The sequence below is a fragment of the Bacillus cereus group sp. MG16 genome (assembly GCF_040459875.1).
Classification (GTDB): Bacteria; Bacillota; Bacilli; order Bacillales; family Bacillaceae_G; genus Bacillus_A; species Bacillus_A paranthracis.
Window position 1 is genome coordinate 2,528,479 of sequence record NZ_JARVHE010000001.1, and the last position, 26,894, is coordinate 2,555,372.

The following is a 26,894-nucleotide window of genomic DNA, read 5'->3' on the forward strand; positions in this document are numbered from 1 at the left end:
CTACTTATATCATAATTATAAGTTGTAATGATTAGCATGTTCTAGTAGAATTGTTTACAGATGAAAATAAAGGAATCGTAAATTATGGATTTCTGTTAAAATTGGAGAAGGGTTGAGAAACCCTAGGTATTAGTAGGAGGACACAAATGATTACAGTAAGTAACGTTAGTTTGCGTTTCGCGGATCGCAAATTGTTTGAAGATGTTAACATAAAATTCACGCCAGGTAACTGCTACGGTTTAATCGGAGCAAACGGTGCTGGTAAATCAACGTTTCTAAAAATTTTATCTGGAGAAATCGAACCATCAACAGGTGACATACATATTACGCCAGGCGAGCGTCTAGCAGTATTAAAACAGAACCACTTTGAATATGAAGAGTTTCCAGTATTAGAAACTGTAATTATGGGTCATACTCGTCTTTACAAAGTAATGCAAGAGAAAAATGCCATTTACATGAAAGAAGACTTTAGTGATGAAGATGGTATGCGTGCTGCAGAACTTGAAGGTGAGTTTGCTGAGCTGAACGGTTGGGAAGCTGAGTCAGAAGCTGCAATCCTTCTTAAAGGTTTAGGTATTGGTGAAGACCTTCATGATAAGAAAATGTCTGAGTTAACTGGTGCAGAGAAAGTAAAAGTATTACTTGCTCAAGCTTTATTCGGTCAACCTGATATTCTATTACTAGATGAGCCTACCAACCACTTGGACTTAAAAGCGATTCAATGGTTAGAAAACTTCTTAATGAACTTTGAAAATACAGTTATCGTTGTATCCCATGACCGTCACTTCTTAAATAAAGTATGTACGCACATGGCTGATCTTGATTTCGGTAAAATTCAACTTTATGTTGGTAACTATGACTTCTGGTATGAGTCAAGCCAATTAGCTTTAAAATTAACACAAGATGCTAATAAGAAAAAAGAAGAGAAAGTAAAAGAGTTACAGAACTTCATTGCGCGCTTTAGCTCAAACGCATCTAAAGCGAAACAAGCAACTTCTCGTAAAAAATTATTAGATAAAATTACATTAGATGATATTAAGCCATCATCTCGTCGTTACCCATTCGTTGGCTTCACACCAGAACGTGAAGTAGGAAATGACTTATTAACTGTTGAAGGTCTTTCTAAAACAATTGATGGTGAAAAAGTGTTAGATAATGTGTACTTCACTTTAAATAAAGGTGATAAAGTTGCATTTATTGGTCGTAACGATATTGCGATGACGACATTATTTAAAATCCTTATGGGTGAAATGGAGCCAGATAGTGGTTCATTTAAATGGGGCGTTACAACATCTCAATCGTACTTCCCAAGAGATAACTCTAAATACTTTGAGAACAGTGACTACAACTTAGTTGAATGGTTACGTCAATTCTCTCCACAAGATGAGTCAGAAAGCTTCTTACGTGGTTTCTTAGGCCGTATGTTATTCTCAGGCGAAGAAGTTAAGAAGAACGTTTCAGTACTATCTGGAGGCGAAAAAGTTCGTTGTATGTTATCTAAAATGATGTTAAGTGGTGCAAACGTTATTACACTTGACGACCCAACGAACCACTTAGACCTTGAGTCTATCACTGCATTAAACAATGGTTTAATTGCATTTAAAGGTACAATTTTATTCACATCACATGACCATCAGTTCGTACAAACAATTGCAAACCGCATTATCGAAGTAACGCCAAACGGTGTAATCGATAAAGAGGCTACTTACGATGAGTTCTTAGAAAATGAAGAACTTCAAAAACAAGTAGATGCAATGTACAAAGGTCAATAATAAATGATGAAAACCTCGCTCTCGTTTTGAGAACGAGGTTTTTTTTATAAATTGTATTTTATGGATTGTGAATAATTATTTAAAAATAATTTTATTGAAGGAAAGAGATTTGAATGTTGTACATAGAAGAATGGCTGAAGCATAAATAACTGAAGAAATATAATATACATTAAAAAATAAATGTTATCTATTGTGAATTTAATTATATTACATTAATGTTCCAGAACTGGAGACATATTTATTTGCGAAGTAGGGAATAAAGGTATATAGTATGTGATGTCATAATTAGTGGATGAATCTTGGGAGAAAACAGAAAATGTTACAAATTTATTTTGTTAAATAGAAACCAAGGTCAAAATGTATAGAAAGAAATAGTTGAATAAATACTAGCTTCAAATTATAATTACTAGTATTCTTCATATAGTTAAATAAATAGAATCTATTTGAAGATAAAAAATTGAATAGAGAGACAGACTTATAAAAAATAAGCCTTGGATGATCAAAAGAGGTGGAGAAATGAAACAATTCTTATTAAAGAGCAAAAGCGTGCTAAGCAATCATTTTGGATTCTTTCTGTTTGCCGTTATTTTATTTTGGCTCAAAACATATGCGGCTTATGTAACAGAATTTAATTTAGGTATTTCAAATACAATCCAAAAATTCTTGCTGTTTTTCAACCCGCTTAGTTCAGCAGTGCTATTTTTAGGACTTGCATTATTTGCAAAAGAGAAACGATCTTATATTTGGTTAATTGTTATCAACTTGTTATTGTCGATTCTTTTATATGCAAACGTCGTATACTATCGCTTTTTCAGTGACTTTATTACGTTCCCGACGTTGACACAAACGAATAACTTTGGAGATTTAGGTGGTAGTATTGTTGCGTTGCTACATCTTTATGATCCGCTATACTTCTTAGATACAATTATTTTAATTGTGTTAGTTGCAACGAAATTTGCAAATCCAAAACCAATTCGTGTTGCGAAGCATAAAGTATCACTAGTATTTGTAGCAGGTATTTTATTATTCAGTGTTAACTTAGGACTTGCAGAATCTGACCGTCCTGAATTATTAACAAGAACGTTTGACCGAAATTATATTGTGAAATATTTAGGGGCGTATAACTACACAATTTATGATGGAATTCAAAGTGCGAAAGCATCAACGGAAAGAGCGTTAGCTGATGGAGATAATATGACAGAAGTAAGAAATTATTTAACATCAACTTATGCTAGTCCGAATCCTGAATATTTCGGTAAAGGTAAGGGAATGAACGTAATTTATATTCATTTAGAGTCATTCCAAAACTTCTTAATTGATTATAAATTAAACGGTCAAGAAGTTACGCCGTTCTTAAACTCATTTACAAAAGATGCGAATACGCTTTACTTTGATAACTTCTTCCATCAAACAGGACAAGGAAAAACATCTGATGCGGAGTTTATGTTAGAGAATTCTATGTTTGGTTTACCACAAGGTTCTGTCTTTACAACGAAATCTCATAATACGTATCAATCAGCACCAGCTATTTTAGGGCAACAAGGATACACATCAGCAGTATTCCACGGTAACTATAAAACATTCTGGAACCGTGACGATATTTATAAATCATTTGGTTTTAATAAATTCTTTGATGCTTCATACTATGATATGAATGAAAAAGATGTAGTAAACTATGGATTAAAAGATAAACCATTCTTTAATGAATCCATTCCGTTATTAGAAACATTGAAACAACCGTTCTATACGAAGTTTATTACGTTATCAAATCACTTCCCGTATCCAATTGATAAAGAGGAAGCGACAATTGAACCAGCGAACACAGGTGACTCATCTGTAGATACGTATTTCCAAACAGCACGTTATTTAGACGAATCTGTAAAAGGTTTCATCGATTACTTGAAACAATCTGGTTTATACGATAATTCGATTATCGTTATGTACGGAGACCATTACGGTATTTCAGATAATCATAACGCAGCAATGTCAAAAGTAATGGGTAAAGAAATTAACTCGTTTGAAAATGCACAGTTACAGCGTGTACCTTTAATCGTTCGTGTACCAGGTGTGAAAGGTGGCGTACAACATCAATACGGTGGTGAAATTGATGTTCTTCCAACTCTTTTACACTTACTAGGAACAGATACAAAAAATTATGTTCAATTCGGTTCAGATTTATTATCACCAGATCATAAGCAAGTTGTTGCGTTCCGTAACGGCAACTTCGTAAGCCCAACAGTTACTGCATTAAACGGCAAATACTATGATACAACGACTGGAAAACCAGTAGAATTTACAGATGAAATAAAACAAAATGAACAAATGGTTCAAAACTCGTTAAAATACTCTGACCAAGTCGTAAATGGTGACTTATTACGATTCTACACACCGGAAGGATTTACACCGATAGATCGTTCGAAGTATAACTATAACAATCGTGATAAAAACAAAATGAAAGTAAAAACGACTCCGGAAGGGGAAGCTAAATAAATAACAAAAGGCACTATTCCTATGAATAGTGCCTTTTGTTTGTAAATAAAACATCATCATGAGATAGAACCATCTGTTGCTTTCTGTTTTGCCTTTCCGAAGAAAACTACACCGGCAATGATGATAATGATGAATGCCCATTTTATGAAAGGATTACTTTCGAAAAATGCAGCGAACCATTTTTCATCTACAATCATTTTCGCGGCAGTATAAGCTAAAACAGCTGCTCCAATTGTAATAATGATAGGATAACGGTCGACCCATTTTAAAATTAATGTACTGCCCCAAACTACTACTGGAATTGAAACCAATAACCCGATGATTACTAAAGAAAAGTTGCCATGCGCAGCTCCCGCAACAGCAAGAACATTATCAATTCCCATTAATGCATCAGCAATGATAATGGTTTTAATAGCAGACCAGAAACCTTCTTCTGCCTTAATATCGTGATCTTTGCCTTCAGCAATTAATTTGTAAGCGATCCATATAAGGAGTACACCACCAATTAGAAGTAGCCCTGGTATTTTTAACAACCAAACAACAACTAAGGTAGCAAGGGCTCTAATCGCGATTGCCCCGATAGTTCCCCATATAATAACTTTCTTTTGTTGATCTTTCGGTAATCGTCTTGCTGCTAACCCAATTACAATGGCATTATCACCTGCTAACACTAAATCAATTACAATAATGGCAAATAAGGCTGACAAATATTCAGCTGAAAGGAAATCCATATACATATCACTCCTTAAGAGTAATATGTGCTAAAGTGTTGATAATATAAAAAATAGGATTGACTTTGTATATTCAATCCATAATTTCTTACTGTATTTTGATAAATCTGTTTTAATTTCGTATCAATCGCTTTTGCAATCTCTTTTGCTTTTCGATTCATCTTTTTAATACGGTTTTCTCTTCTACTACCCAAGTTTTTACTTCTGATTTCATGAATAGATCTATCTTCCTTAGCACGAAAACGTCGTATTTTTTACGAAGGAGAGAGGGGGGGTGAGTCGAATATACGAGGAGTAATTCCAAAAACGATAAAAAGACTTGATTCCCAGTTAAAGGAAATCAAGTCTTTTTCATTACATACGATTATCATGCCAGAAGTTTAATGGGAAGTGTTCGTTCTCACTATAGGCTTCTAATTCATATCCTTTTTCTTTCAGCCCTTTAATAATACCAGGTACTGCTTTTACGGACTGTGGATGAATGTCGTGCATAAGGATAACTTCTGTTGGCTTGTTTGCACCATTAATAACGTTTTCTACAATTTTAGCTGATGCAGCGTCAACCGGCATTTTGTTATATCTCCAGTCTAATGAATCAATTGTCCAATCCCAAACTTTTAGCCCATTCTCAACAACTTTGTTACGAAGCGCTTCGTTTAATCCTGGCATTGAGCCGTAAGAAGGACGAGTTAATACTGGTGATTTACCTAGAACGCCAGCGATTAATCCTTGATCTTCTTTCATCTCATCTACGTAATGACCTTCTGTGTAAAGTTTCTTGTAGTTATGAGTCATACTGTGCATCCCAACGTAGTGGCCTTCAGCATCTTCACGCTTTACAAGATCAGGAAAAGCTTTTACATTTGAACCAATCAGGAAGAATGTTGCTTTTGCATTTTCTTTCTTTAACATATCTAAAAGCTCAGCTGTGTATTTTCCAGGACCATCATCAAATGTTAAATAAGCTACTTTTCTAACTTGCCCATTGTATTGTTTTGGAGCTTCTTTCGGTGCAAGAGACGATTGAATTTCACTTACAAGTTGAACAGATTTTGCTTCATCCTCTGTACTTGCTAGAGCAGTATGTGTTGATCCTAAAGCCGCTTCGTATGTAAAAAATACCCCCGCGCAAATCAACATAGCCCTTTTCACTAAAGTTGTCATTCGAATTCCATTGTGCATAATTTTCCTTCTCTCTATAAAAGTTCTACTCTACTATATTAGCAATTATAGGGAGGTAATTGCAAAAAAACTTTTTTACAAGTGCAAAAAAGTTTGTCCAAAAGTATGCAAGATTTCAATATTTTGCTGGTTTACTAAAAGGAAACAAGGATGGAATGCAAATGCATGTAGTTTGTTGCTGTATATAGTAAACCCAATGAGTGAGTTATACAGAGAATGCTGAAGAAGAGTGTGCCTGTTGCATTAAAACGCATCTACAAAATTTCACATACCGCATTTAAAAAGTAAATATAGGAAAACCAAAAAGTAATATAGAATATATCGTACATACATATATGAAGTCAACAGAAAAAATAAAGAGGTGGGTATATGTTACTTGAAGAAGTAATGCAGCAACTAGAGGAATACGGAACAGAACAGAATCGTAAAACGTATAAAAATCATGGGGCGAAAGAGCCACTATTCGGAGTTAGTTTTGCCAATTTAAAATTGTTAAAAAAGAAGATAAAAAAAGATCATGATTTAGCAATTTTATTATGGGAAACAAAAAATATGGATGCAATGACATTAGCAACAATGATTTTAGATCCAAAGAAAGTTACGACAGAACTGTTAAATAAATGGGTACAGGAAGTTGATTATTATTGTTTAATGGACGTTTTGATGACAGCTATTTGTACGTCACCAATCGCGATAGAAAGGATGGAAGAATGGACAAACTCCGATGATGAATGGATTGGAAGAGCAGGCTGGTCTTTATTAGCAAATATAGCGATTAAAAATAAAACGTTACAAGATGATTTCTTCTCTCCTTATCTAGAAGAAATCAAAGTAAATATACATAATGAAAAAAATAGAAAAAAAGAAGCGATGAATCGTGCATTAATCGCGATAGGAATTCGTAATGAAGACTTAGAGCAAACAGCGATTGAAATTGCACGTAAAATTGGAAAGGTACAGGTTGATTACGGAGCAACGTCATGCAAAACACCAGACGCAGAGTCGTATATAAAAAAAGCGAGAGAAAGAGCTGCAAAAAAGAAAGTGAAATAAGAAAAGGGGAACGGTTATGAAAGCAATGGAAGCGGCAAAAAGCATAATTACATCACACTTTCCGGATTGTGATGTAGCTTTACTTGGAGGAAGCGTTGCAAGAGGAGAAGCGACAAAAACATCTGATCTGGACATTGTAATAGTTGATCAAAGTTTAACGTCTTGTTATCGAGAATCTTTCTATAGTAATGGATGGCCTGTTGAAGTGTTTGTACATAATTTTGAAACGTATAAAACCTTTTTTAAAATGGATTGCGATCGCGGGAGACCTTCGTTACCACAATTAGTTTCAGAGGGGATTGTATTAAAAGGTGAAAATGAAATTGTTGAAAAACTAAAAAGAGAAGCAAATAATTTACTAAATAAAGGACCAGCAAAATGGACCGAAGAAGTGATGAAGCAGAAGCGGTATTTTATTACAGATACTTTGGATGATTTTATTGGTGCATCAAAAAGAGAAGAAGAATTATTTATCGCGAATTTATTAGCTGATTTATTACATGAATATGTTTTAAGAGTAAATGGGAAATGGCTTGGAAATTCAAAATGGTTTATAAGGGTACTTAGAAAATATGATGAACAATACGCAGATCAATTTGTAGTGGCGTTCGATCATTTTTATACAACGGGAGAGAAAATGAAATTGATTACTTTTGTAGAAAAAACGCTAGAACAGTATGGAGGAAGAATGTTCGAAGGGTTTTCTATAGGAAAGTAAAAAGGGGATAATACAATGAATATACCATTCGTTCAATTAAGAGAACTGACACTAGATGATGTAGAAGACCGATATCAATGGTCATTAGATACAAAAGTAACAAAACATTTAGTTGTACCAGATCAATATCCACCGTTCACTCGTGAAGATACAAAAAAATGGATTGAAGCATGTATAAATCGAAAAAATGGTTACGAACAAAGAGCTATCACGGCAGAGAACGGCATACATATTGGATGGGTAGATCTTAAAAACTTTGATAAAACAAATAAAAATGCAGAATTGGGAATCGCGATTGGTAATAAAGAATACTGGGGTAAAGGGTATGGAATAGCAGCTCTATATAGTATGTTACATGTAGCATTCTTTGAGTTTGAATTAGAAAAAGTATGGCTACGTGTAGATGAAGATAATTTACAAGCTAGAAAGAGCTATGAAAAGGTTGGTTTTGTATGCGAAGGGTTAATGAGAAATGATCGATTACGTAAAGGTCAGTTCATTCATCGCTATCGTTATAGTATGTTAAGAGAAGAATATCAATCTTTAATTAGTAGTTTGTAAAAATATTATGTTAACTTAAAGGGGATGGAGAAATATGATTCGATTACTTACGAAAGAAGATGCAAAAAAATATTGGGGCTTACGTTTACAAGCATTACAAGTAAATCCAGAGGCATTTGTAACAACTTATGAAGAGGCGATTCACCAAGAAAATCCGATTAGGCGAGTGGAAAGTAATTTAACAGCTGCTACTAGTTGTACATTTGGTGCTTTTAATGAAGATCATCAATTAGTTGGAGTTGTTACTTTACTAACAGAAGAGAAAGAGGCGTATAAACATAAAGGCCATATCGTTGCGATGTATGTAGATGCAAGCAATCGAAGAAGTGGCCTTGCACGTGAGTTAATACGTAAGGCAATCGAAAAAGCAAGAGAAATGAACTTGGAACAATTGACATTAGGTGTTGTATCCACTAACGAGCCAGCAAAAAGGTTGTATGAATCAATGGGCTTTAAAACGTATGGGATTGAAAAGAGAGCTATAAAGATGAATGGTGTGTATAGTGATGATGAACATATGGTGTTGTTCTTGTAAGAGAGGGAGTTTAGTATGAAAGATCTTTATATAGACAAAAATATGAACCCGCAAGTAGCAATTTTGTATGCGATGGTTACGGATACATTTAAAAGACTGCAAAAGTTAGTAGAAGGAACTGACGAAAAAGAACTGTCATTTAAAGGGACAGAAAATAATGAAAATAGTATTGGACAACTACTTCAACATTTAGCAGTTGTCGATTTGCATTGGGTATACCGCTTAAAAGGAGAACCCGTTCCACTGGCACTTGATAATATATATGGACCTATGTTAAATGAAGCAGGAGAGCTGCCCAGTTTAAGAAAACATACATTGCAACAATTAATGCAAGATTATGAAGCAGTGCAACATATGTTTTATGAGGAATGTATGAAACTAACAGAAAATGATTTAACACGAGAGGTTTTTTATGAAAAGGGAGAAAATGCGACTATAAGGTGGGGGATATGGCATATAGCTGATCATAATCGGTACCATCAGGCTCATATTAGTCAGTTAAGAAAACTATATAGAGCTAGAATGCATACGAGATAAAGATTTCGAATTTTAATTATATTTAATTTGTTGTATAGTATAAGAAGAAACTAAACAAGGGGTTTTATAATGAAAGCTATTGCAGTAGGGATATTGGCATCATTTTTCTTTGCCTTTACCTTCGTTTTAAACCGGGCAATGGATTTAGAAGGTGGAAGCTGGATTTGGAGTGCATCATTACGGTACTACTTTATGGTTCCAATGCTTTTACTTATTGTCATGTATAGAGGAAACTTAAAGCAACTCTTTCAATATATGAAAAACAATCCGAAAGAATGGTTAGTTTGGAGTATCGTTGGATTTGGTCTCTTCTATGCACCACTTAGTTTTGCTGGAGCTTTCGGACCTGGTTGGCTCGTTGCATCAACATGGCAAATTACGATCGTAGCAGGGATTTTGTTAACACCATTTTTTGCAGTAGATCCGTTACATAAAAAACTCCCAATGAAGGAATTAGTTATGTCGGGTATTATTTTATGTGGTGTTGTACTCATGCAAGTAGAACATGCTTCTTCATTAGGAATTCGTGAAACCGTTCTATGTGTCGTTCCTGTACTTATTGCAGCGTTTGCGTATCCTCTTGGAAATCGAAAAATGATGCAAGTTTGTAAAGGGGAATTAGATGTATTCCAGCGAGTTCTCGGTATGACATTAGCAAGCCTACCATTTTGGTTTTTACTATCTGGTTATGAAGTATCAACAGGTGGTCTACCGTCAAGTAGCCAAGTCTTTCAATGTTTTATTGTAGCAGTTAGTTCAGGTTTAATCGCAACGGTATTATTCTTCTTTGCGACAGATCTTGTAAAAGATGATCCGCAAAAACTAGCAACAGTGGAAGCAACTCAGTCCGGTGAGGTTTTATTTGCGCTAGTAGGAGAACTTATCTTGTTATCTGCACCAATTCCGTCATCTTTATCTTGGATTGGTATGAGTCTAGTTATTATTGGAATGATACTACATAGTTATGTAGCGGTCGTTGTGAAGAAAGAAGAAAAAATAACGGCGTAATGAGATTAGCTCTTTATATAAAGAGCTAATCTTTTTTCATAGAAAGGAATGATGATATGAATTTGCAACGCGTTGAACAAATTGAGAAAGATCCCATTTTAAATGTACTACAGTATGCAGTCGGACCAAGTGAAACTAGCTTAAAGAAAGCAGTTTTATTTTATGAAAGGAATAAAGCGACTTTGCATAGATATGAAGAAAAGGCTTGCATAGGTATTGAAATAATTGGAGCAAAGAAAGCGAGAATTTGCCATATAGCAGTCGTTCCACAATATCGTCATAATGGAATTGCGTGGCAAATGATAAAGGAAGTATTAAGAATGCATCAATTGATGTATCTAGAAGCAGAGACAGACGATGAAGCAGTAGAATTTTATAAAAAAATTGGTTTTCAAGTTAAAAGTTTAGGAGAAAAATATCCGGGGGTTGAAAGATTTTGTTGTTATTTAGAAATGTAGTATAAAAATATATAAATATACATATTATGTTTAGTTTGAAAAAAGTGATATTTACATTATATAATAAAGGTATCTGGAAAAATATAGATAATAGAAATTAGGTGTATAACACATGAGAATGGATAAAAGTAAATTTATAAAAATTGCTACTTCAATAGGAGTGTCATCTTTTTTATTAACGGGCTGTGGCGATTATGAAGAAGATACTGCCCAGCAAGAAAGTACTGCTGTTAAAACAGATGGTGCAAAACAAGGAAATGAACAAGAAAGATTAAATTGTGATGATAAAGCTCCAACTAATGAAAATGTAGAAAAAGATGAGTTATGTAAGGAAAATAATCCGTCATTTTCTTCTTATCATGAAAATTCACATTTACCGATACTGCCGTTCGTTGCAGGATATTTATTAGCAAGCAGAACTTCAAATATGAATTATACAGTAAAACCGAATATAATGAAGAAACCGTATGCAAATAACATTATTCCATATCGTGAAAAAGACCAAAGTAGAACTGGAGGCAGCGGTGGTGGAGGGTATTACGGCGGAACTAACAGCAACAATAATAAATCTTCCAATAAAGTAGATTTAAATAAACAGCAGCCAAATCCATCAAATAAAGTAACACCAGATACAAATGCGCCGAAATCATCTACGACACAAACGCCGAAAGTGAATTCTGGTTCTAGTGGAATTGGGAATGCAAAAGCGCCAGCAGGATCCTAAAATGAAAGGATAATGGAGTAATGTATACAGAACAAGAACAGAAAGATTATATGAAAGTATGGTTTTCACTTGCAGAAGAGGCTGGTCGGAATGGGTTTACTTGGCCGAGTCTATTAGAAAATGAAGAATGGAATCAATATATGGCAACAGGTATGTATCGTATGCCAATAAAAACTTATACTGCTATTTCAAAAGCGACAGAAGAAATTATGTATGTGCTATATAGAACGTATCAATATATTCTCAATACGACAAAAGATTTTCAAAAATTAGGATTTCCAGCTGAAACGTGGGAAATTGCGAGAATGAAACATACAGGTTTGTTTTCATATTTTACAAGGTTTGACTTTATCGTAAATGGTGAAGATATAAAGTTAATAGAAGTAAATTGTGATACACCCACAGGTTATTTAGAGCCTTCTGTCGCAAATGAAGTATTATGCCGTTATCACGATGTAAATCATCCAAATCATATAGAAGAGCATATTGTGCAGGCGTGGGAACAAATTAAACATGACTATAGTATAGATCCTAGAGAAACGATTTATTTTACGAGTTATGATTGGCATGATGAAGACCATCAAACGGTTCAATTTTTAAGAAGCTATTGTTTAGATCAGTCAACGGATTATATAGGTATACAAGATATCGTCGTTGCAGATGATGGTATATATACGCCAAATGGTGAGAGAATTCATTATTTATATAGACTATATCCAATTGAATATTTAGTTTCAGATGCTGATAAAAACGGGAAAAGAATTGGACTCCAGTTTTTAGATCATATTGCGCAAGGTAGAGTGAAAATCATTAATCCACCAGCTGCTTTCCTTATGCAAAATAAAAGTGTGCTCGCATTAATTTGGCAACTTTACGAAGATGAAGTTTTCTTTAGGGAAGAAGAGCGAGAGACCATTCAAAAATACTTCCTACCAACATATTTTACAAATAAACCATTTATAGAAAGAAATGAATCCTATGTTTCTAAACCTTTATACGGCCGTGAAGGCGGAGGGGTATCTATATTTGAAAATAATGAACTATTAGCTGAAGATAAAACAGAGTATTACTTTGAACAGCGGAAAATATATCAGCAATACATAGAAATGCCTGACTATACAATTGATACATGGGACGGTCCGTATACTGGTAAACTATTAATTGGTTCACACTGTATTAGCGGGAGAGCTGCTGGTTTATTTTTACGTGTAGGTGAGAAAATAACGGGAAACTTATCGATGTTTACTGGAGTTACAATTGAAGGATAAATGAAACAAAGAGCTTATCATTTTTGATGAGCTCTTTGTTTGTATATAGTGTTTTTATGTTTTTGATGTAACGCCTTCATTTTTTGCATAGATAAAAACGATTAAGTTAAAAATTAAGAAAAATATGATAATATATGTATGTAGTAGTTTAAAACAAATGGGGGAACAATCGTGAAAATGAATGACATAGTGGCAAGTACAGCATTGCCAAATACAATCAAAACAATTACAAATGATTTAAGAAAATTAGGGTTAGAAAAAGGAATGACGGTTATTGTACATTCTTCGTTAAGTTCCATAGGCTGGGTATCAGGCGGAGCAGTTGCAGTAGTAGAGGCGTTAATGAATGTTATTACAGAAGAAGGAACACTCATTATGCCAACGCAATCTTCAGATTTATCCGATCCGAAACATTGGTCAAGACCGCCTGTACCTGAAGAATGGTGGCAAATTATTCGGGATAACGTCCCAGCATTTGAGCCACATATAACGCCAACAAGGGCAATGGGAAAAGTAGTTGAATGTTTTCGTACATATCCGAATGTAGTACGTAGTAACCATCCATTAGGAAGTTTTGCTGCATGGGGAAGACATGCAGAAGAAATAACAATGAATCAGTCACTATCAATGAGTTTAGGAGAAGAATCTCCATTAAGAAAAATATACGATTTAGACGGATACATATTATTAATTGGTGTTGGATATGATTCCAATACTTCTGTACATTTATCAGAAGTACGTTCTGGTGCATGTGAGTTAATAAAAGTAGGGGCACCCATTATAGAAAATGGTGAAAGAGTGTGGAAAGAATTTGTTGATATGGATTACGATTCTGACAAATTTGTAGAAATTGGTGTGGAATTTGAGCAAAAAGGAACTGTGAAAATAGGGAAAATAGGAAACGCAAAGTGCCGTCTTATGAAACAACGTGATATAGTTGATTTTGGAACAGAATGGTTTCGTAAGAAAAATTAGTAAGGGATGGTTACGATGAAGGGGAAAAAGGTATTAATTACAAGCGGTGGTTGTTTAGAAAAATGGGATCAAGTTCGTGGTCATACGAATATGGCAAAAGGAACAATTGGAAGAATAATTGCCGAAGAGCTTATAAGTAAAGGGGCCTATGTTATATATTTACATGGTTATTTTGCGGAGAAACCGAATGATATAAACAATCAATTAGAATTACACCCATTTGAAGGAATTGTTGATTTGCAAGATAAAATGAAAAGTATCATTACGCATGAAAAAGTCGATGCGGTTATTATGGCAGCGGCTGGATCTGATTGGATTGTGGACAAGATTTGTGATCAAGAGGGTAATGTTCTTGATATGAATGGAAAAATCTCAAGTGATATAGCGCCGATTATACATTTTCAAAAGGCACCGAAAGTATTAAAACAAATAAAACAGTGGGATTCAGAAACTGTACTCGTTGGCTTTAAACTTGAAAGCGACGTAAATGAAGAAGAACTGTTTGAAAGAGCGAAAAATAGAATGGAAGAAGCGAAGGCGAGTGTAATGATTGCAAATTCACCACATTCTTTATATTCGCGCGGAGCAATGCACTACGTAATTGGACAAGACGGTAAAGGGCAGTTATGTAATGGAAAAGATGAAACAGCGAAAGAAATTGTCAAAAGGTTAGAGGTACTATGTAATCGCGTTACTGCTTCATAATTTCAAGTATTTGGATAAGAGTGAATCCGCATAGTATATATTGGTAAGCGAAACTTTTTGCTTTGATACAAACGTTAACCATTCAATATGGATACATAGAATAATTGGTGAGGAGTGAATTCTATGGAACATTTATTAAAGCAAGCTATTAAACTCCGGAAAGAAAAGAAATATGCGCAGTCTAAAGAGATACTCATTGGATTAACGAATTTTACGAGGGATGCAGAAGTACTTTATCAATGTGCTTGGATACATGATGTAATGGGGCTGGAAACAGAAGCTATGCCGTATTATGAACAGGCAATTGCAAACGGTCTTGAAGGTGAGTCACTTTGCGGAGCTTATATCGGCCTTGGTAGTACATATCGTTGTATAGGTGAGTATGACAAAGCAATTACTGTTTTAGAAACAGGATTACAGCAGTTTCCAGATAATGATGTGATGAAAGTATTTTTGTCATTAGCGAAATATAACGTAAACGATCATGAATCCGCGATGAAATTATTACTTGAAACAGTCGTAAAAGTAGAAGAAGTTAAAGAATTTGAACGTGCTATTTCATTTTATAAAGACCATTTAAACGAGATTTTTAAATAGAGGAGTGAAAGTATGAGTGTCACACTTTCGCGAAGGCGAAAAGGTATATGGATTGGACTCGTATCTTTAATCTTGTTATCAAACTATTTATTGTATGCTCTTCCAATTGTACCAGCTACTCCGAAAGAAGTTGTTCTTGGGTCATTATTAGATTGTATGTTTATAATTCCAATCATTACGTATTTCTTTATTATTCGAAAAAGGTACTCGTTAACGTATATATTTCCTGTTGTAATAGCTGGTTATATATTTGCAAGATTTATTATTCCAAGCGACTATTTACAAGCTTTTTCATACGTTTCTTATAGTATAGTTGCAGGAGAAATTGTTTTTGTATGTTTAGAGTTATTCCTTCTATATAAAATTATTAGAAAGCTTCCTAACATAATAAAAAAATGTAAAGAATATAAAAGTGAGTATTCTTCATTTTCTTATGCAATTGATGCAGCGTTTGACACCACTATGAAAAGAAATAAATTAGTAGATATCATTGTAACAGAGTGTAAGTTAATCTATTATGCATTTTTATCGTGGCGTGAAAAAGTGCCAGAAGGTGAATGCGTATACTCATATCAAAAAAAGACTGGTGCAATAGGTGTATATATTATGATCATCCATGCGACTTTAATAGAAAGTATCGGTTTTCATTATTTGTTTCATCAATGGAATCCAGTTGTAGCATGGGTGTTACTTATTTTAAACGTATATGCAATGTTTTATTTTTTAGCTGAAATACAAGCAATGCGTAAAAATCCAATTATTGTTACGGAAGAACAGGTAATTATTCAAATTGGATTAGGGAAGAAAATCATTATACCGTTTACACAAATTGATAAGATTACGTTTTATAAAGGAGAACTTTTAAAAAAAGAGAAAGAGGTTCTTGACGCAACGGTGATGGAATTTATAAAGGAACCTCCAACATTTGAAATCATACTCAAAGAGCCAATAAAAGCACAATTATTATATGGATTTTCTAAAACAGTAAGTCGCGTTCACTTAAATGTTGATGAGGAACGGAAGTTTTATGATGCAGTTACCGAGAAATTAAAACATGGGTAATGCTATTAATTTTCATCGTGCGTTTGGTGTGTATGGTATTTGTATCGAAAATAATAATATATTAGTAATCGATAAATCAAAAGGTCCATATAAGAATAGATATGATCTACCTGGTGGGAGCTTATATGAAGAGGAGTCGCTGTTATCGGCACTCCATAGGGAATGTAAAGAAGAAACTGGGTTAGAAGTAAAGGTTATAAAGCAAGTAGGTACGGTTGATTTTCAATACCCTTCAAAGTTTAAAGATTATACACATGTACACCATATTGCAGTTTTGTATGAAGTTGAAAAGAGTGCAGGGAAAATCATAGTACCAAAACAATTTGAAGGTCAAGATTCTTTAGGAGCGAGATGGGTTTCTATAGAAAGCATTACAGAAGACAATTCATCTCCGCTTGTATGTAGTGCAGTAGAGTGGCTGAAAACAAATGAGCTTCCATTAGAAGTAAAAAAATATGAAACATGGACAGTGAAAAACTCCTTCTAAAATAAGAGGGAGTTTTTATTGTGTATTTGGAGACCAAACACTTCTTTATCACTATATAAATGGATATAATTAAGGTTAGAAATAGCATAAGGGGAAACAAATCATGAATAAATTACTAACACTTAAAAGTAAAATTGTAGAAAGAAAAATCCGATATGACTCGACAATAGTAGATCATACTTGCTTATTACTTGAAAAGCAGTTGCAAAGTATCGTGCTATTTCATGAGGTTCAGTATTCATTTACAATGACTGCACATCGTGCGAGTTTAACAATCCCAAAAGGAAGTTACACCATTGCATACTATTGGGAAGATCGTCCGTACAATTTATACATATGGAGAGATAAGAACGGAATGTATGTAGGCTCTTATTTTAATGTTGTAAAAAATACGCAAATAACAGATGAACTAGTGTCATTTGAAGACTTAATTATTGATATTTTGGTACTTCCAAGTGGAGAATATTTTATTTTAGATGAGGATGAGTTGCCTGAGTCTTTAGAGGAGTTTGAGGATGGTTATGTGAATGAAGCTCTTAATGTATTAGAGGAAATAATTCAAAAGATGCTTCCTCAAATGATTGTAGAAACAGAAAGAGTGAGGTTAAACTAAATTGTAATCGATTTGAAAATAGAATACGTGTTTAATGAAATTGAGTAGTCTCAAGTTATATAATCTAACTTTTTTGATAAGTCTAAGGTTAGATGTATATTTCTTGGGATTACTCTTTTTTTGTGGAAATTAATATTGACTGAATACAGTTCAGTCGTTTATGATTGAATCAAATTCAGTCGCGGAAAAAACATAATAGGAGATAACATATGAAAAGAATATCGAAAGAACCAGATGTTAGAAGGCAAGAGTTGATGGATATTGGTTTTGAACTATATATGAAAAATGGTATGAAAGGATTTGGCATAAAAGATGTTGTGAATCATGCTGGTGTAGCAACGGGCTTATTTTATTATTACTTCAAGTCTAAAGAGAATTTTGTTGATGAAGTATTAAATGATTTTATTGTGAAAAATATGGAGTTAATTGAAGAAATACTTATTTCTAATGAACGGTCTGTCATGCAAAAGCTGAAAGATTCTCTAAATATATTTTGGACATTTATCGAAAAATTAGCGCCTTATAAAAATGTGAGTTCGTTTCAGACGGAACAACATTTTCAACTGGAACAGAAATTATTTACGCGAATGCAGCCATTAATTCGACAAGTAATCGAAGAAGGGGTGAAAACTGGGATTTTTAATACTGATAACTCATTATTAGCATCAGGATTTATTTTATACGGTCTTAGCAGTATTGCTCATTCAGAGGTGAATTTGAATCTAGACACGAAGCAAGAAATGGTTAATTTAGTATTAAATACACTACAATATGATCAAAGAGAAGGAGAATGTATATGAAGATCATGATTGATGGAAATAATATTTCGAATGAACAACTTATAAAGTGGAAAAAAGAACGTATGAAAAAAGTTTTCAATACATTAGGACATAAAGAGCCAGAATTAAATGATACAGACGTTATGATAAAAAAACTAACAGAACTAAAATTAAATTATTCATACAATGAAATGTATGATAAGTTAAAATCTAAACTTAAATTAAGTGAAATGGGTATGCGTATTTGTACTGCTTTATCTGGTGATAGACGAAAATTTTCAAAAACAAATATTTATTTAGATGGGATTACAGCAGAAGAGGCGATAAATGGAATTGATAGTTTTATGCTTGAACAATCAGATGAAAATAATCAAGTGAATTTATCAGCCTGTCCAGATCACTACGTACTAAGACCCTTTGGGGAAAATGAATTGGAGGTTATCGAAACTACTGGTAATTCTCCATTTCCAGTTCAATTTTTTATTGTTTTTGGTGACGAAACAGGATTAAAGACACCTAGAGATAAGTCTTATCAATACCAATCAACAGGTGTTGCACGTATGAAAGACGGTACTACTATTGGTGGAGTTCGACATCAATTCAAAGATACAGATACTGGTATAGAAGTAAGTCTAGTTGTAGAGTTTCCGGCACTTTGTCCTAATAGTCTTATTAAATCGCATCAAATGCATTTAGCATGTGAGTTTTCTTATTGGTTACAGTGGATTAAGGAACATAAAAAATAATTTTTATATAAATAACAATAAGGATGTTCAAACGAACCATATGTATTTTTTAACAAAACCCAGTTGACTTATCGGAAATGTTTGTATAATATGTACTTAATTCTATTACGTATTGCTGATTGGAGAAACCAAAGGCATTTTATCTATTGATAAAATGCCTTTGGTTTTTTTATTACATAAATACTGAATCTGTTCATTTAGATGAATCATTTCAAGGAGGGGAAGAAGTGACTGTTTTAATTGATGGAGTATCAAAATATTTTTCGAAACAAACTCGTACTGTCCAAGTATTAGAGAATATTAATTTTCAATTAGAAAAAGGGGATTTTGTTACAGTAATTGGTCCGAGTGGTTGTGGAAAAAGTACATTATTAAAAATTATTGCAGGTTTAGACAACGATTTTGAAGGTGAAATCATTATTGATGGGGAGCGTATAACAAAACCGAGTAAGAAGCAAGGATTTATATTTCAAGAGCATCGTCTGTTTCCGTGGTTAACAGTTGAAGAAAACATTGCAGCTGATTTGTCATTAAAAGATAAGTATGTAAAGGATAAGGTAAAGGAATGGGTTAAAATTGTTCGGTTAGACGGTTTTGAAAAATCATATCCGAAAGAAATATCAGGCGGGATGTCACAACGTGTTGCGATTGCAAGAGCGTTACTAAGAGATCCTAATGTATTATTACTTGATGAACCATTTGGAGCACTGGATGCATTTACCCGAAGTCATTTGCAAGAAGTACTGCTCAATATTTGGGAACAAAAAAAGACGACAATGATATTCGTTACACATGATATAGACGAAGCAATATATCTTTCAAACAGAATTGTCATCATGAGTGCAAAGCCTGGAAAAATACATAAAGTAATTGAAAATAATTTACCTTATCCGCGTAGTAAAACTTCGGAGTCATTCCAAGAAATTCGAAAGAAAGTATTACAGCAGTTTGAGTATGGAGGATTGATTCAAACAAGTTTATAGGGAGAGGGTGAGTATTTATGTATAAAAAATTTAAAGTTCTTTCTTTTGCATTAGCTATTTCTTTATTTTTATTCGGATGTGAGAAAAGTACAGCAAGTAGTAAGAAGGAAGATGTAACAGTACAAATTGGTATTCAGCAAGGGTTAAGTCCACTATTACTCGCGCAGAAAAAGGGATGGTTTGAAGAGGAGTTTAAAAAAGAAGGAGTTAAGGTGAAATGGACAGAATTCCAAAGCGGACCTCCTTATTTTGAGGCAATCGCATCAAATCGATTAGACTTTGGTGAAGTTGGCAATTCTCCAGTTATTTCCGCGCAAGCAGCAGGTATTGAATTTACCGAAATTGCTAATACAAGTTATGCGAGAAAAGGAACAGGGATTCTTGTACAAAAAGATAGCAAGATTACGAGTGTAAAAGATTTAAAAGGTAAAAAAATCGCAGTAGCAAAAGGAAGTAGCGCATTTAATTTATTGTATCGAGCGCTTGATAAAGAAGGTATCAATGCGAAAGATGTAAATGTCATTCAGTTACAACCAGATGAAGCGCAGCCAGCATTTGAATCAGGATCAGTAGATGCATGGGCAATTTGGGATCCTTTCATATCGTTACATACGGTAAATAAAGGAGCGAAGGTAATTACAGATGGTGAACAATTAAATGTATCTTCTCCAGAGTTTTTAATTGCGAGAACAAAATTTGCGAAAGAGCATCCAGAATTAGTGGAGAAATTCCTTAAAGTATATGAAAAAGCACGTGTATGGCAAGATGAAAACTTGGATGAAGCAATAAAAATATATACTTCTGCAAAGAAAATAGATGCAGATATTGTAAAAGAAGTGTTTAATCACGACAAACCCATCTTAGTTCCGGTAACGAAAGAAATAGTTGCAGAACAGCAACAGACAGCAGATTTTCAATATAAGCTCGGTTCTATAAAGAAAGAAATCAAAACAGATAAAGTTGTAGATAATTCTTTCGTAGAAAAAGCATTAAAGGCGAAATGAAAAGAGGTTTTGTAAATTGGAAAATACGAAGGCTGTTGTGAAAAGGGCAAGTATAACGATTGGCAAAAGCAATGTAAAAAAAGTGCGAAAGACAAATGTAAAAGTGTTAGTAAGAGCGATTACTATACCAGTTATCGTATTAATAATTTGGCAATTAGCCGGCGTATTTGATCTAGTTTCTAAAACAGTTTTACCAACGCCGCTAGATATATTTTTAGCTTTTCAAGAACTTATAAAAACAGGAGAGTTATTCGGTCATTTAAGTATTAGTGTATTCAGGGCTGCGGCTGGTTTCTTTATTGGCGGGAGTTTAGGAATTATTTTAGGAACAATTGTTGGATTTTCAACGAGAAGTGAGCAATATTTAGATCCGTCAGTACAAATGTTAAGAACTGTGCCTCACTTAGCTGTTGCACCGCTTTTCGTATTATGGTTCGGTTTTGGAGAAACATCAAAAGTGTTATTAATTGCAGATGGTGCATTTTTTCCTTTATACGTAAATGCGTTTCTAGGAATACGAGGTGTAGATTCAAAGTTATTTGATGTTGCGAGAGTGTTAGAGTTTAGTAGAAGAAAATTAATTACAAAATTAATTTTACCTGCTGCATTACCGAACCTATTATTAGGAGCAAGATTATCATTAGGAGTTGCATGGGTGAGTTTAGTAGTCGCAGAACTTATGGGATCTACAGAAGGTATTGGCTATATGATAATGGATGCAAGGCAATTTTCAAATACAGATATCGTATTTGTTGGTATTATCATCTTTGCATTCGTTGGGAAGTTTTCGGATTCACTCGTACGTTTACTAGAAGTGAAGTTTTTAAGATGGCGAGATAATTATAAAGGTGAGATAGGAAATTAACATATAAATTATTAGGGGTAATTTATATAGAGTAGTTTAGTGTACGTTTCAAAATAAATAAGGGGTGTGTAAAGGTATGGAATTATTATGGTTTATTCCGGCGTATGGAGATGGACGATATTTAGGAACGACAAAACGAGGAAGAGCAGCTGAGTATGGTTATTATAAACAAGTTGCACAGGCAGCTGATTATTTAGGATATACAGGTGTGTTACTTCCAACTGGCCAAGGTTGTGAAGATCCATGGGTATTAGCATCGGCACTTGCAGCTGAGACAGAAAAGCTAAAATTTTTAGTAGCAGTTAGACCGGGACTAATGTCACCGACAGTTGCAGCAAGGATGGCATCTACATTTGATAGAATTTCAGACGGGAGACTACTGATTAATGTAGTCGCTGGAGGAGATCCAGTTGAATTACAAGGAGATGGATTGTATTTTGAGCATGATGAAAGATATGAAGCAGCTGATGAGTTTTTAAAAGTTTGGAAATCGACATTGAAAGGTGAAACCATTTCATTAGAAGGGAAACATATTAAAGTTACAGATAGTAAAGTTGTGTTCCCGCCAGTTCAAACGCCATATCCTCCTATATATTTTGGAGGATCATCCGATGCTGGAAAGGAAGTTGCGGCTGAACATAGTGATGTATATTTAACGTGGGGAGAACCGCCAGAGCAAGTGAAGGAGAAAATAGAGGAAGTAAGAAAGCTGGCAGAAGAGAAGGGGCGTTCAGTACGATTTGGCATCAGGTTACACGTAATTGTAAGAGAAACAGAAGAAGAAGCATGGGAAGAGGCAGAACGTTTAATTCAATATGTAGATAATGAAACAATTGAGCTTGCTCAAAAGACCTTTGCAAGATATGATTCAGTGGGGCAAAAACGAATGACACATTTAAATAAAGGAACAAGAGAGTCGCTAGAGATAAGTCCTAACTTATGGGCTGGCATCGGGCTTGTAAGAGGTGGTGCGGGTACTGCGCTTGTTGGAGATCCGCATACAGTAGCAGATAGAATAAAAGAATATGAAGCGTTAGGAATTGATACATTTGTATTATCGGGATATCCTCATTTAGAAGAGGCATATGAAGTGGCAGAACTGTTATTTCCTTTATTGAAGGAAGATAAGAAGCAAGAAAATAAAATTGTTGGTGAAATGATAGCTGATGCATATGCATTAAAAAAATAGTGAGAAAAAACCCGCAAGTAAATCACTTGCGGGTTTTCATCGTAAACTATCAGAAAATATGGTAAAATTAAATAGTAACTTAAGGTACGGTTGGTTGTTCAATTATCACTTCTCTAAGTAGGAGGGGGGTGATAATAAGTGAGTGAAATAGCGTTGTTACTGCAAGGTGGACTGTTTCTCGTTGCATTGTTAACATTCGTCGTCGTTTTAATAGACAAGCTCAAAAAATAACAACCCACCTATGCCAATAGAATGTGGGTTGTTTTGTTTGTAAGAAACAAATAGGATAAATGAACAATCCAATCTGCTAAGTTACGTGGACTAGTGTGTAGCCGCACACTAGTCTTTTTTATTTATATACAATTTATAATTGGTTTATGTGATTGTATTGTTCTTTTCATACTTATTATAACACAGTGTCTTTTCATCAAGAAAGGAGACCGTATGTTCTGTTTCTAATTAAATAGAAGGTGACTTTTCTTTAAAGAGCCCGTCCATATACTGTTTTAAAGTTTGAACGTAAAATTTTTGCTTATTTACATCATTTACGCCGACAATTGGTGATGGAAGTTCATATCTCTTTTCTGATAAATGAACGACAACATCAAAAATATCAAATAGACGAATGAAACAGAACAGGCCATCTTTATCACTTAATAAAATAAAGTAGTGGTTTTCACTATTTGTATTTAATGTATTCCATAAAGAACTTTTGCTTAAATCGCGAACAATGCTCTTTTCTTTTAATTCCATGAAGTCGGCATTTGATAGGATGCTAGAAATATCAATCGCATCTGGATCTTCAAAATAGCCATCGACTGCTTGTACAGCGAAAGTATAAGCCATTTTTAATACACTCATTTTATACTTACGGTTATCTAAAAGTAATTCACGTTGAATAGAGCTAGCTACTTTCGTTACACGTTCTTCTTTCCAAATTTCATTATGTAGTGAAATATCGTGCTTTTTACATAGTTTCATAATTAATGCATTGGAATAAAGTATTTCGTCACTTACTTCAACCACATCCGTCTCAGCCGCTGCAAGTTCCTCACCATGCTCATTCGTATAGAGCGGGGAGTCAATCTGTTTTTTCATGTGTTCAATCTTAAACTGACTTAATTTATGTCGGATTAAGGGGCGATCAATATTTGTTGTCATTTGTTCATAACAAGTATCACAAATTGAGTTTGTGAAATAATATCCACATAATATTTCTGGGATGACATATTGTTCACTAAGTTCTTTCGTATCTTTTCTGCAAATGATGCATTGTGTCATTTTTATCACCTTTATCTGCAAATTTGTATGTAATCTCATTGTAGTGTATTTATTGGTATTTTGGAATATTGTAAAGGAAAATATTATGTGAAATTGTTACTTATTTTGGTACAATGAAGAGAAGTGCTAGTTTAAAGGAGGACGTTTTTTTGAAATCGAAAGTGCACTTTTGGACATTAGAAGTGCTAATGGTTGTAGCGATCATATTTATTTGCACAAAAATATCGTTTCTATTTCAACCGATTGGTATCTTCATATCAACGCTGTTTTTCCCAATCTTAATCGCGTTATTTTTATACTTCATATTTAATCCGGTGTTAGTCTTTTTAGAGGAGAAAAAAGTACCTAGAAATTTAGCGATTTTACTGTTATATCTTTTTATCATAACATTAACTGCGGTTGGCGTTGGGGTAGTTGTTCCAACGATCTCACAACAGCTAATGGATTTAGTGAAAAATATGCCAGGCTATATAAAAGAGGGAAAACTATACATACAAGATTTATCCCATCATAGATTGTTTGAATGGTTATCTACACAAAATTATGTTTCCATTGAAACAATTGAAAAAAATGCAATTGAGTACTTAAAGGATATACCAAACACCATTACGTCGAGTGCAACGGCTTTATTTGGTATCATAACGAACGTCGCATTAGTGATCTTCACAGTACCGTTCATTTTATTTTATATGTTTAAAGATGGACATGCGTTTCCAGGAAAAGCAGTAAGTTTATTACCAGAGTCATACCGTGAAGAAGGGCTTCGTATCATTAAGGAAACGAACGAAACATTATCTGCATATATTCAAGGGCAAGCGCTCGTTTGTATATTTGTAGGTGCTTTTACTTTTATCGGTTATTTAATTATCGATTTACCGTACGCTTTTGTTTTAGGAATTATAGCTGCATTTACAAATATAATTCCTAACTTAGGTCCATTTATCGGTGCAGCACCAGCTGTTATCGTAGGTCTGTTCGTATCTCCGATGCAAGCGTTGTACGTAATTATTATCGTAACAATTGTACAACAGTTTGAAAGTAACATCATTTCACCGCGTATTATGAGTTCAAAATTAAATATCCATCCGTTAACAATTATTATTTTAATTTTAGGGGTAGGTAACTTTGCGGGAATTATCGGAATGATCTTGGCGGTGCCAGTGTATGCAGTAACGAAAACAGTTGTATCGAACTTAGTGAGATTGTTTAAGACGAAACGAAGTAATCGAAAATAGTATATGTTGAGAAAGATACACCGCTTTTTAAGTGGTGTATCTTTTGTTTATTAATCAAATTTAAAAATTGTACAAATACAATTTTATTGTGTATTTATTACATATCAAATATAACGTTAAAGTTGTATGATATAGCTCCAATAAAACTATGTGGAATCCCTCTGAACTATCCAAATCATTTCCTTACAACGTGCTATCAACATCATAATCGACTCCTTTCAAGTTTTATATTTTTAAAGGATTATAGGTGAGTGTAGTATTTGCTTCTACGATCTCGAATTTCGTCCATAATCTTTTTGTATTGTTGCTCTTGTTTTAATTCCTCTTCAGAAAAAATTTTTTTCTGGATTGTAATTGTTAAGAAGAAAAGATGAAACTTCATGATACATTCCTCCTTTCGAAAGGAATTATAGATGGCTACAGTAGTGACTTTGACGTTCTTTTACATCTTCCATAGCTTTATTAATTTGATGATCATGCAATATTTCACTGTCGGAGAACTTAGTTTTTTGAATCGTAATGGTTAAAAAGAATACTTTAAATTTCATAAGTGTATTACCCCTTTAAAAGTTATTTAGAAAAGACAGCTGTAATAAGAGGCTTGACGCTCTTTTACTTCGTCCATAATAGTTTGAATGTGTTGCTCACGTAAAATCTCTTTCTGTGAAAGTTTACGTTTTTGAATCGTAATCGTTAAAAAGAATGCTTTAAATTTCATGAAGGTATTGCTCCTTTATAATTAATTTAGAAAAGACGTGTGTAATAAGAAGCTTGACGCTCTTTTACTTCGTCCATAATATATTTAATGTGTTGCTCACGTAAAATCTCACTTTGAGAAAGCTTACGTTTTTGAATCGTAATCGTTAAAAAGAATGCTTTAAATTTCATTAGGAAAGTGCTCCTTAAAAATATATTTTTAATACATATGTGTATAATATGAACTTTTAATGTCAGTCATTTTATCAGTCAGTTGTTTTATTTGTTGTTTACGATTGATTTCAGCTTCAGTTAAAGTATTCTTCTGAAGTACAGTCGTAAAAAAGAAAATATGAAAAGTCATAAATGAATTCCTCCTTTCGAAAAGGAATTACATGTGATCACAATAAAGTGCTTGGCGCTCCTTAACATCATTCATAGCTTTTTCTATTTGCTCATTATGAAACATTTCATCTTTAGAAATTTTATTTCTTTGAATCGTAATACTTAAAAACAATACGCTAATAGTCATCGAATGTTGCTCCGTTCTTAAAAAAATGATGTAAGAGGCTAAAAAATCGCACAAAAAAGCCACAGGAAGATATAGTTCTCCTATGGCAGGGCGTGAAAAAGCCACAGG

The 26,894-nt window shown here is 33.9% G+C and carries 34 protein-coding genes and 1 pseudogene; 25 read left to right on the forward strand and 10 right to left on the reverse strand.

The genetic code is table 11. The features are described 5' to 3' along the window. Positions 1–146 precede the first annotated feature (146 nt). Entirely contained in the window at positions 147–1,772 is a 1,626-nt protein-coding gene (locus tag QCI73_RS12945; RefSeq protein WP_000633868.1) for an ABC-F family ATP-binding cassette domain-containing protein, read from the forward strand. Positions 1,773–2,288: 516 nt separating this feature from the next. Further along, entirely contained in the window at positions 2,289–4,262 is a 1,974-nt protein-coding gene (ltaS, locus tag QCI73_RS12950; RefSeq protein WP_353823077.1) for a lipoteichoic acid synthase, read from the forward strand. Positions 4,263–4,318: 56 nt separating this feature from the next. On the opposite strand, the gene QCI73_RS12955 is transcribed toward ltaS, so the two are convergent. The 3 genes and pseudogenes from QCI73_RS12955 to QCI73_RS12965 all read right to left on the reverse strand — a co-directional run bounded on the left by QCI73_RS12955 (position 4,319) and on the right by QCI73_RS12965 (position 6,175). Continuing rightward, positions 4,319–4,993 carry a TerC family protein gene (locus QCI73_RS12955; RefSeq protein ID WP_327923952.1) on the reverse strand — a complete coding sequence of 225 codons (675 nt, stop codon included), beginning with the start codon at positions 4,991–4,993 and terminating at the stop codon, positions 4,319–4,321. 112 nt (positions 4,994–5,105) lie between these two features. Further along, a pseudogene (locus tag QCI73_RS30855) lies at positions 5,106–5,263 on the reverse strand (DUF3841 domain-containing protein); the annotation flags it as partial. A gap of 84 nt (positions 5,264–5,347) precedes the next feature. Continuing rightward, on the reverse strand, positions 5,348–6,175 hold the full coding sequence (locus QCI73_RS12965) for a peptidoglycan-N-acetylglucosamine deacetylase (protein ID WP_327923951.1): 828 nt from the start codon (positions 6,173–6,175) through the stop codon (positions 5,348–5,350). 369 nt (positions 6,176–6,544) lie between these two features. On the opposite strand from QCI73_RS12965, the gene QCI73_RS12970 reads away from it, so the two are divergent. From QCI73_RS12970 to QCI73_RS13075, 22 genes are all read left to right on the forward strand, one after another. Next, positions 6,545–7,228 (forward strand): DNA alkylation repair protein, encoded by a 684-nt coding sequence (locus tag QCI73_RS12970; protein WP_262724815.1) that lies wholly within the window; start codon positions 6,545–6,547, stop codon positions 7,226–7,228. 16 nt (positions 7,229–7,244) lie between these two features. Beyond that, positions 7,245–7,946, forward strand: coding sequence for a nucleotidyltransferase domain-containing protein (locus QCI73_RS12975; protein WP_353823078.1), 702 nt, complete (start codon positions 7,245–7,247; stop codon positions 7,944–7,946). Positions 7,947–7,961: 15 nt separating this feature from the next. Then, entirely contained in the window at positions 7,962–8,507 is a 546-nt protein-coding gene (locus QCI73_RS12980) for a GNAT family N-acetyltransferase (protein WP_353823079.1), read from the forward strand. A 34-nt stretch (positions 8,508–8,541) separates the two neighbouring features. Further along, complete coding sequence (locus tag QCI73_RS12985; protein ID WP_353823080.1) at positions 8,542–9,042, forward strand: GNAT family N-acetyltransferase; 501 nt, start codon at positions 8,542–8,544, stop codon at positions 9,040–9,042. A gap of 15 nt (positions 9,043–9,057) precedes the next feature. After that, on the forward strand, positions 9,058–9,579 hold the full coding sequence (locus tag QCI73_RS12990) for a DinB family protein (protein WP_353823081.1): 522 nt from the start codon (positions 9,058–9,060) through the stop codon (positions 9,577–9,579). A gap of 69 nt (positions 9,580–9,648) precedes the next feature. Beyond that, positions 9,649–10,587 (forward strand): DMT family transporter, encoded by a 939-nt coding sequence (locus QCI73_RS12995; protein ID WP_000643664.1) that lies wholly within the window; start codon positions 9,649–9,651, stop codon positions 10,585–10,587. A gap of 56 nt (positions 10,588–10,643) precedes the next feature. After that, positions 10,644–11,045 carry a GNAT family N-acetyltransferase gene (locus tag QCI73_RS13000; RefSeq protein WP_001053313.1) on the forward strand — a complete coding sequence of 134 codons (402 nt, stop codon included), beginning with the start codon at positions 10,644–10,646 and terminating at the stop codon, positions 11,043–11,045. Between the two features lie 112 nt (positions 11,046–11,157). Then, positions 11,158–11,769: a hypothetical protein gene (locus QCI73_RS13005; RefSeq protein ID WP_001242155.1), complete on the forward strand. Its 612-nt coding sequence runs from the start codon at positions 11,158–11,160 to the stop codon at positions 11,767–11,769. A gap of 20 nt (positions 11,770–11,789) precedes the next feature. Then, a complete protein-coding gene (locus QCI73_RS13010; RefSeq protein WP_353823082.1) occupies positions 11,790–13,037 on the forward strand; it encodes a glutathionylspermidine synthase family protein in 1,248 nt (415 codons plus the stop codon). A gap of 177 nt (positions 13,038–13,214) precedes the next feature. Further along, positions 13,215–14,012 carry a BA2930 family N-acetyltransferase gene (gene aacC, locus QCI73_RS13015; protein ID WP_353824110.1) on the forward strand — a complete coding sequence of 266 codons (798 nt, stop codon included), beginning with the start codon at positions 13,215–13,217 and terminating at the stop codon, positions 14,010–14,012. 15 nt (positions 14,013–14,027) lie between these two features. Then, complete coding sequence (locus QCI73_RS13020) at positions 14,028–14,717, forward strand: phosphopantothenoylcysteine decarboxylase domain-containing protein (protein ID WP_327924126.1); 690 nt, start codon at positions 14,028–14,030, stop codon at positions 14,715–14,717. A gap of 123 nt (positions 14,718–14,840) precedes the next feature. Continuing rightward, positions 14,841–15,314 carry a tetratricopeptide repeat protein gene (locus QCI73_RS13025; RefSeq protein ID WP_327923943.1) on the forward strand — a complete coding sequence of 158 codons (474 nt, stop codon included), beginning with the start codon at positions 14,841–14,843 and terminating at the stop codon, positions 15,312–15,314. Between the two features lie 12 nt (positions 15,315–15,326). Beyond that, positions 15,327–16,376 carry a hypothetical protein gene (locus QCI73_RS13030; RefSeq protein WP_353823083.1) on the forward strand — a complete coding sequence of 350 codons (1,050 nt, stop codon included), beginning with the start codon at positions 15,327–15,329 and terminating at the stop codon, positions 16,374–16,376. Then, positions 16,369–16,863, forward strand: coding sequence for an NUDIX hydrolase (locus QCI73_RS13035; RefSeq protein ID WP_088309680.1), 495 nt, complete (start codon positions 16,369–16,371; stop codon positions 16,861–16,863). The genes QCI73_RS13030 and QCI73_RS13035 overlap by 8 nt, the downstream gene beginning before the upstream one ends. Positions 16,864–16,966: 103 nt before the next feature. Further along, the gene (locus QCI73_RS13040) at positions 16,967–17,476 is read left to right on the forward strand and encodes a ribonuclease FAU-1 family protein (protein WP_353823084.1); all 510 of its coding nucleotides are present in this window, start codon (positions 16,967–16,969) and stop codon (positions 17,474–17,476) included. Positions 17,477–17,685: 209 nt separating this feature from the next. Then, positions 17,686–18,276 (forward strand): TetR/AcrR family transcriptional regulator, encoded by a 591-nt coding sequence (locus QCI73_RS13045; RefSeq protein ID WP_353823085.1) that lies wholly within the window; start codon positions 17,686–17,688, stop codon positions 18,274–18,276. Continuing rightward, positions 18,273–19,001: a hypothetical protein gene (locus tag QCI73_RS13050; RefSeq protein ID WP_327923939.1), complete on the forward strand. Its 729-nt coding sequence runs from the start codon at positions 18,273–18,275 to the stop codon at positions 18,999–19,001. The genes QCI73_RS13045 and QCI73_RS13050 overlap by 4 nt, the downstream gene beginning before the upstream one ends. Before the next feature lie 227 nt (positions 19,002–19,228). After that, positions 19,229–19,984 (forward strand): ABC transporter ATP-binding protein, encoded by a 756-nt coding sequence (locus QCI73_RS13055; RefSeq protein WP_353823086.1) that lies wholly within the window; start codon positions 19,229–19,231, stop codon positions 19,982–19,984. A 17-nt stretch (positions 19,985–20,001) separates the two neighbouring features. Beyond that, entirely contained in the window at positions 20,002–20,988 is a 987-nt protein-coding gene (locus QCI73_RS13060) for an aliphatic sulfonate ABC transporter substrate-binding protein (RefSeq protein ID WP_000276920.1), read from the forward strand. Between the two features lie 16 nt (positions 20,989–21,004). Then, positions 21,005–21,853, forward strand: coding sequence for an ABC transporter permease (locus QCI73_RS13065; protein WP_353823087.1), 849 nt, complete (start codon positions 21,005–21,007; stop codon positions 21,851–21,853). 76 nt (positions 21,854–21,929) lie between these two features. Further along, positions 21,930–23,042: an FMNH2-dependent alkanesulfonate monooxygenase gene (gene ssuD / locus QCI73_RS13070; RefSeq protein ID WP_353823088.1), complete on the forward strand. Its 1,113-nt coding sequence runs from the start codon at positions 21,930–21,932 to the stop codon at positions 23,040–23,042. A 138-nt stretch (positions 23,043–23,180) separates the two neighbouring features. Beyond that, positions 23,181–23,273, forward strand: a complete 93-nt coding sequence (locus QCI73_RS13075; RefSeq protein ID WP_001289320.1) for a putative holin-like toxin — start codon at positions 23,181–23,183, stop codon at positions 23,271–23,273. A 228-nt stretch (positions 23,274–23,501) separates the two neighbouring features. Here QCI73_RS13075 and QCI73_RS13080 read toward each other — a convergent pair whose 3' ends face one another. Further along, positions 23,502–24,323, reverse strand: coding sequence for an HNH endonuclease (locus QCI73_RS13080; RefSeq protein ID WP_000189721.1), 822 nt, complete (start codon positions 24,321–24,323; stop codon positions 23,502–23,504). Between the two features lie 149 nt (positions 24,324–24,472). On the opposite strand from QCI73_RS13080, the gene QCI73_RS13085 reads away from it, so the two are divergent. Further along, positions 24,473–25,558: an AI-2E family transporter gene (locus QCI73_RS13085; RefSeq protein WP_000837888.1), complete on the forward strand. Its 1,086-nt coding sequence runs from the start codon at positions 24,473–24,475 to the stop codon at positions 25,556–25,558. A 241-nt stretch (positions 25,559–25,799) separates the two neighbouring features. On the opposite strand, the gene QCI73_RS13090 is transcribed toward QCI73_RS13085, so the two are convergent. Genes QCI73_RS13090 through QCI73_RS13115 form a run of 6 tightly spaced genes read right to left on the reverse strand, consistent with a single transcriptional unit; the run spans position 25,800 to position 26,786 of the window. Beyond that, on the reverse strand, positions 25,800–25,940 hold the full coding sequence (locus tag QCI73_RS13090) for a YrzI family small protein (RefSeq protein WP_262724798.1): 141 nt from the start codon (positions 25,938–25,940) through the stop codon (positions 25,800–25,802). A gap of 25 nt (positions 25,941–25,965) precedes the next feature. Beyond that, positions 25,966–26,106, reverse strand: a complete 141-nt coding sequence (locus QCI73_RS13095) for a YrzI family small protein (RefSeq protein WP_000669812.1) — start codon at positions 26,104–26,106, stop codon at positions 25,966–25,968. A gap of 26 nt (positions 26,107–26,132) precedes the next feature. After that, positions 26,133–26,276 carry a YrzI family small protein gene (locus tag QCI73_RS13100; protein WP_070806290.1) on the reverse strand — a complete coding sequence of 48 codons (144 nt, stop codon included), beginning with the start codon at positions 26,274–26,276 and terminating at the stop codon, positions 26,133–26,135. A 26-nt stretch (positions 26,277–26,302) separates the two neighbouring features. Then, entirely contained in the window at positions 26,303–26,446 is a 144-nt protein-coding gene (locus QCI73_RS13105) for a YrzI family small protein (protein ID WP_353823089.1), read from the reverse strand. Positions 26,447–26,474: 28 nt separating this feature from the next. Beyond that, positions 26,475–26,618 (reverse strand): YrzI family small protein, encoded by a 144-nt coding sequence (locus tag QCI73_RS13110; protein ID WP_048525995.1) that lies wholly within the window; start codon positions 26,616–26,618, stop codon positions 26,475–26,477. Positions 26,619–26,645: 27 nt separating this feature from the next. Next, the gene (locus QCI73_RS13115) at positions 26,646–26,786 is read right to left on the reverse strand and encodes a YrzI family small protein (protein ID WP_000156179.1); all 141 of its coding nucleotides are present in this window, start codon (positions 26,784–26,786) and stop codon (positions 26,646–26,648) included. Between the last annotated feature and the right edge of the window lie 108 nt (positions 26,787–26,894).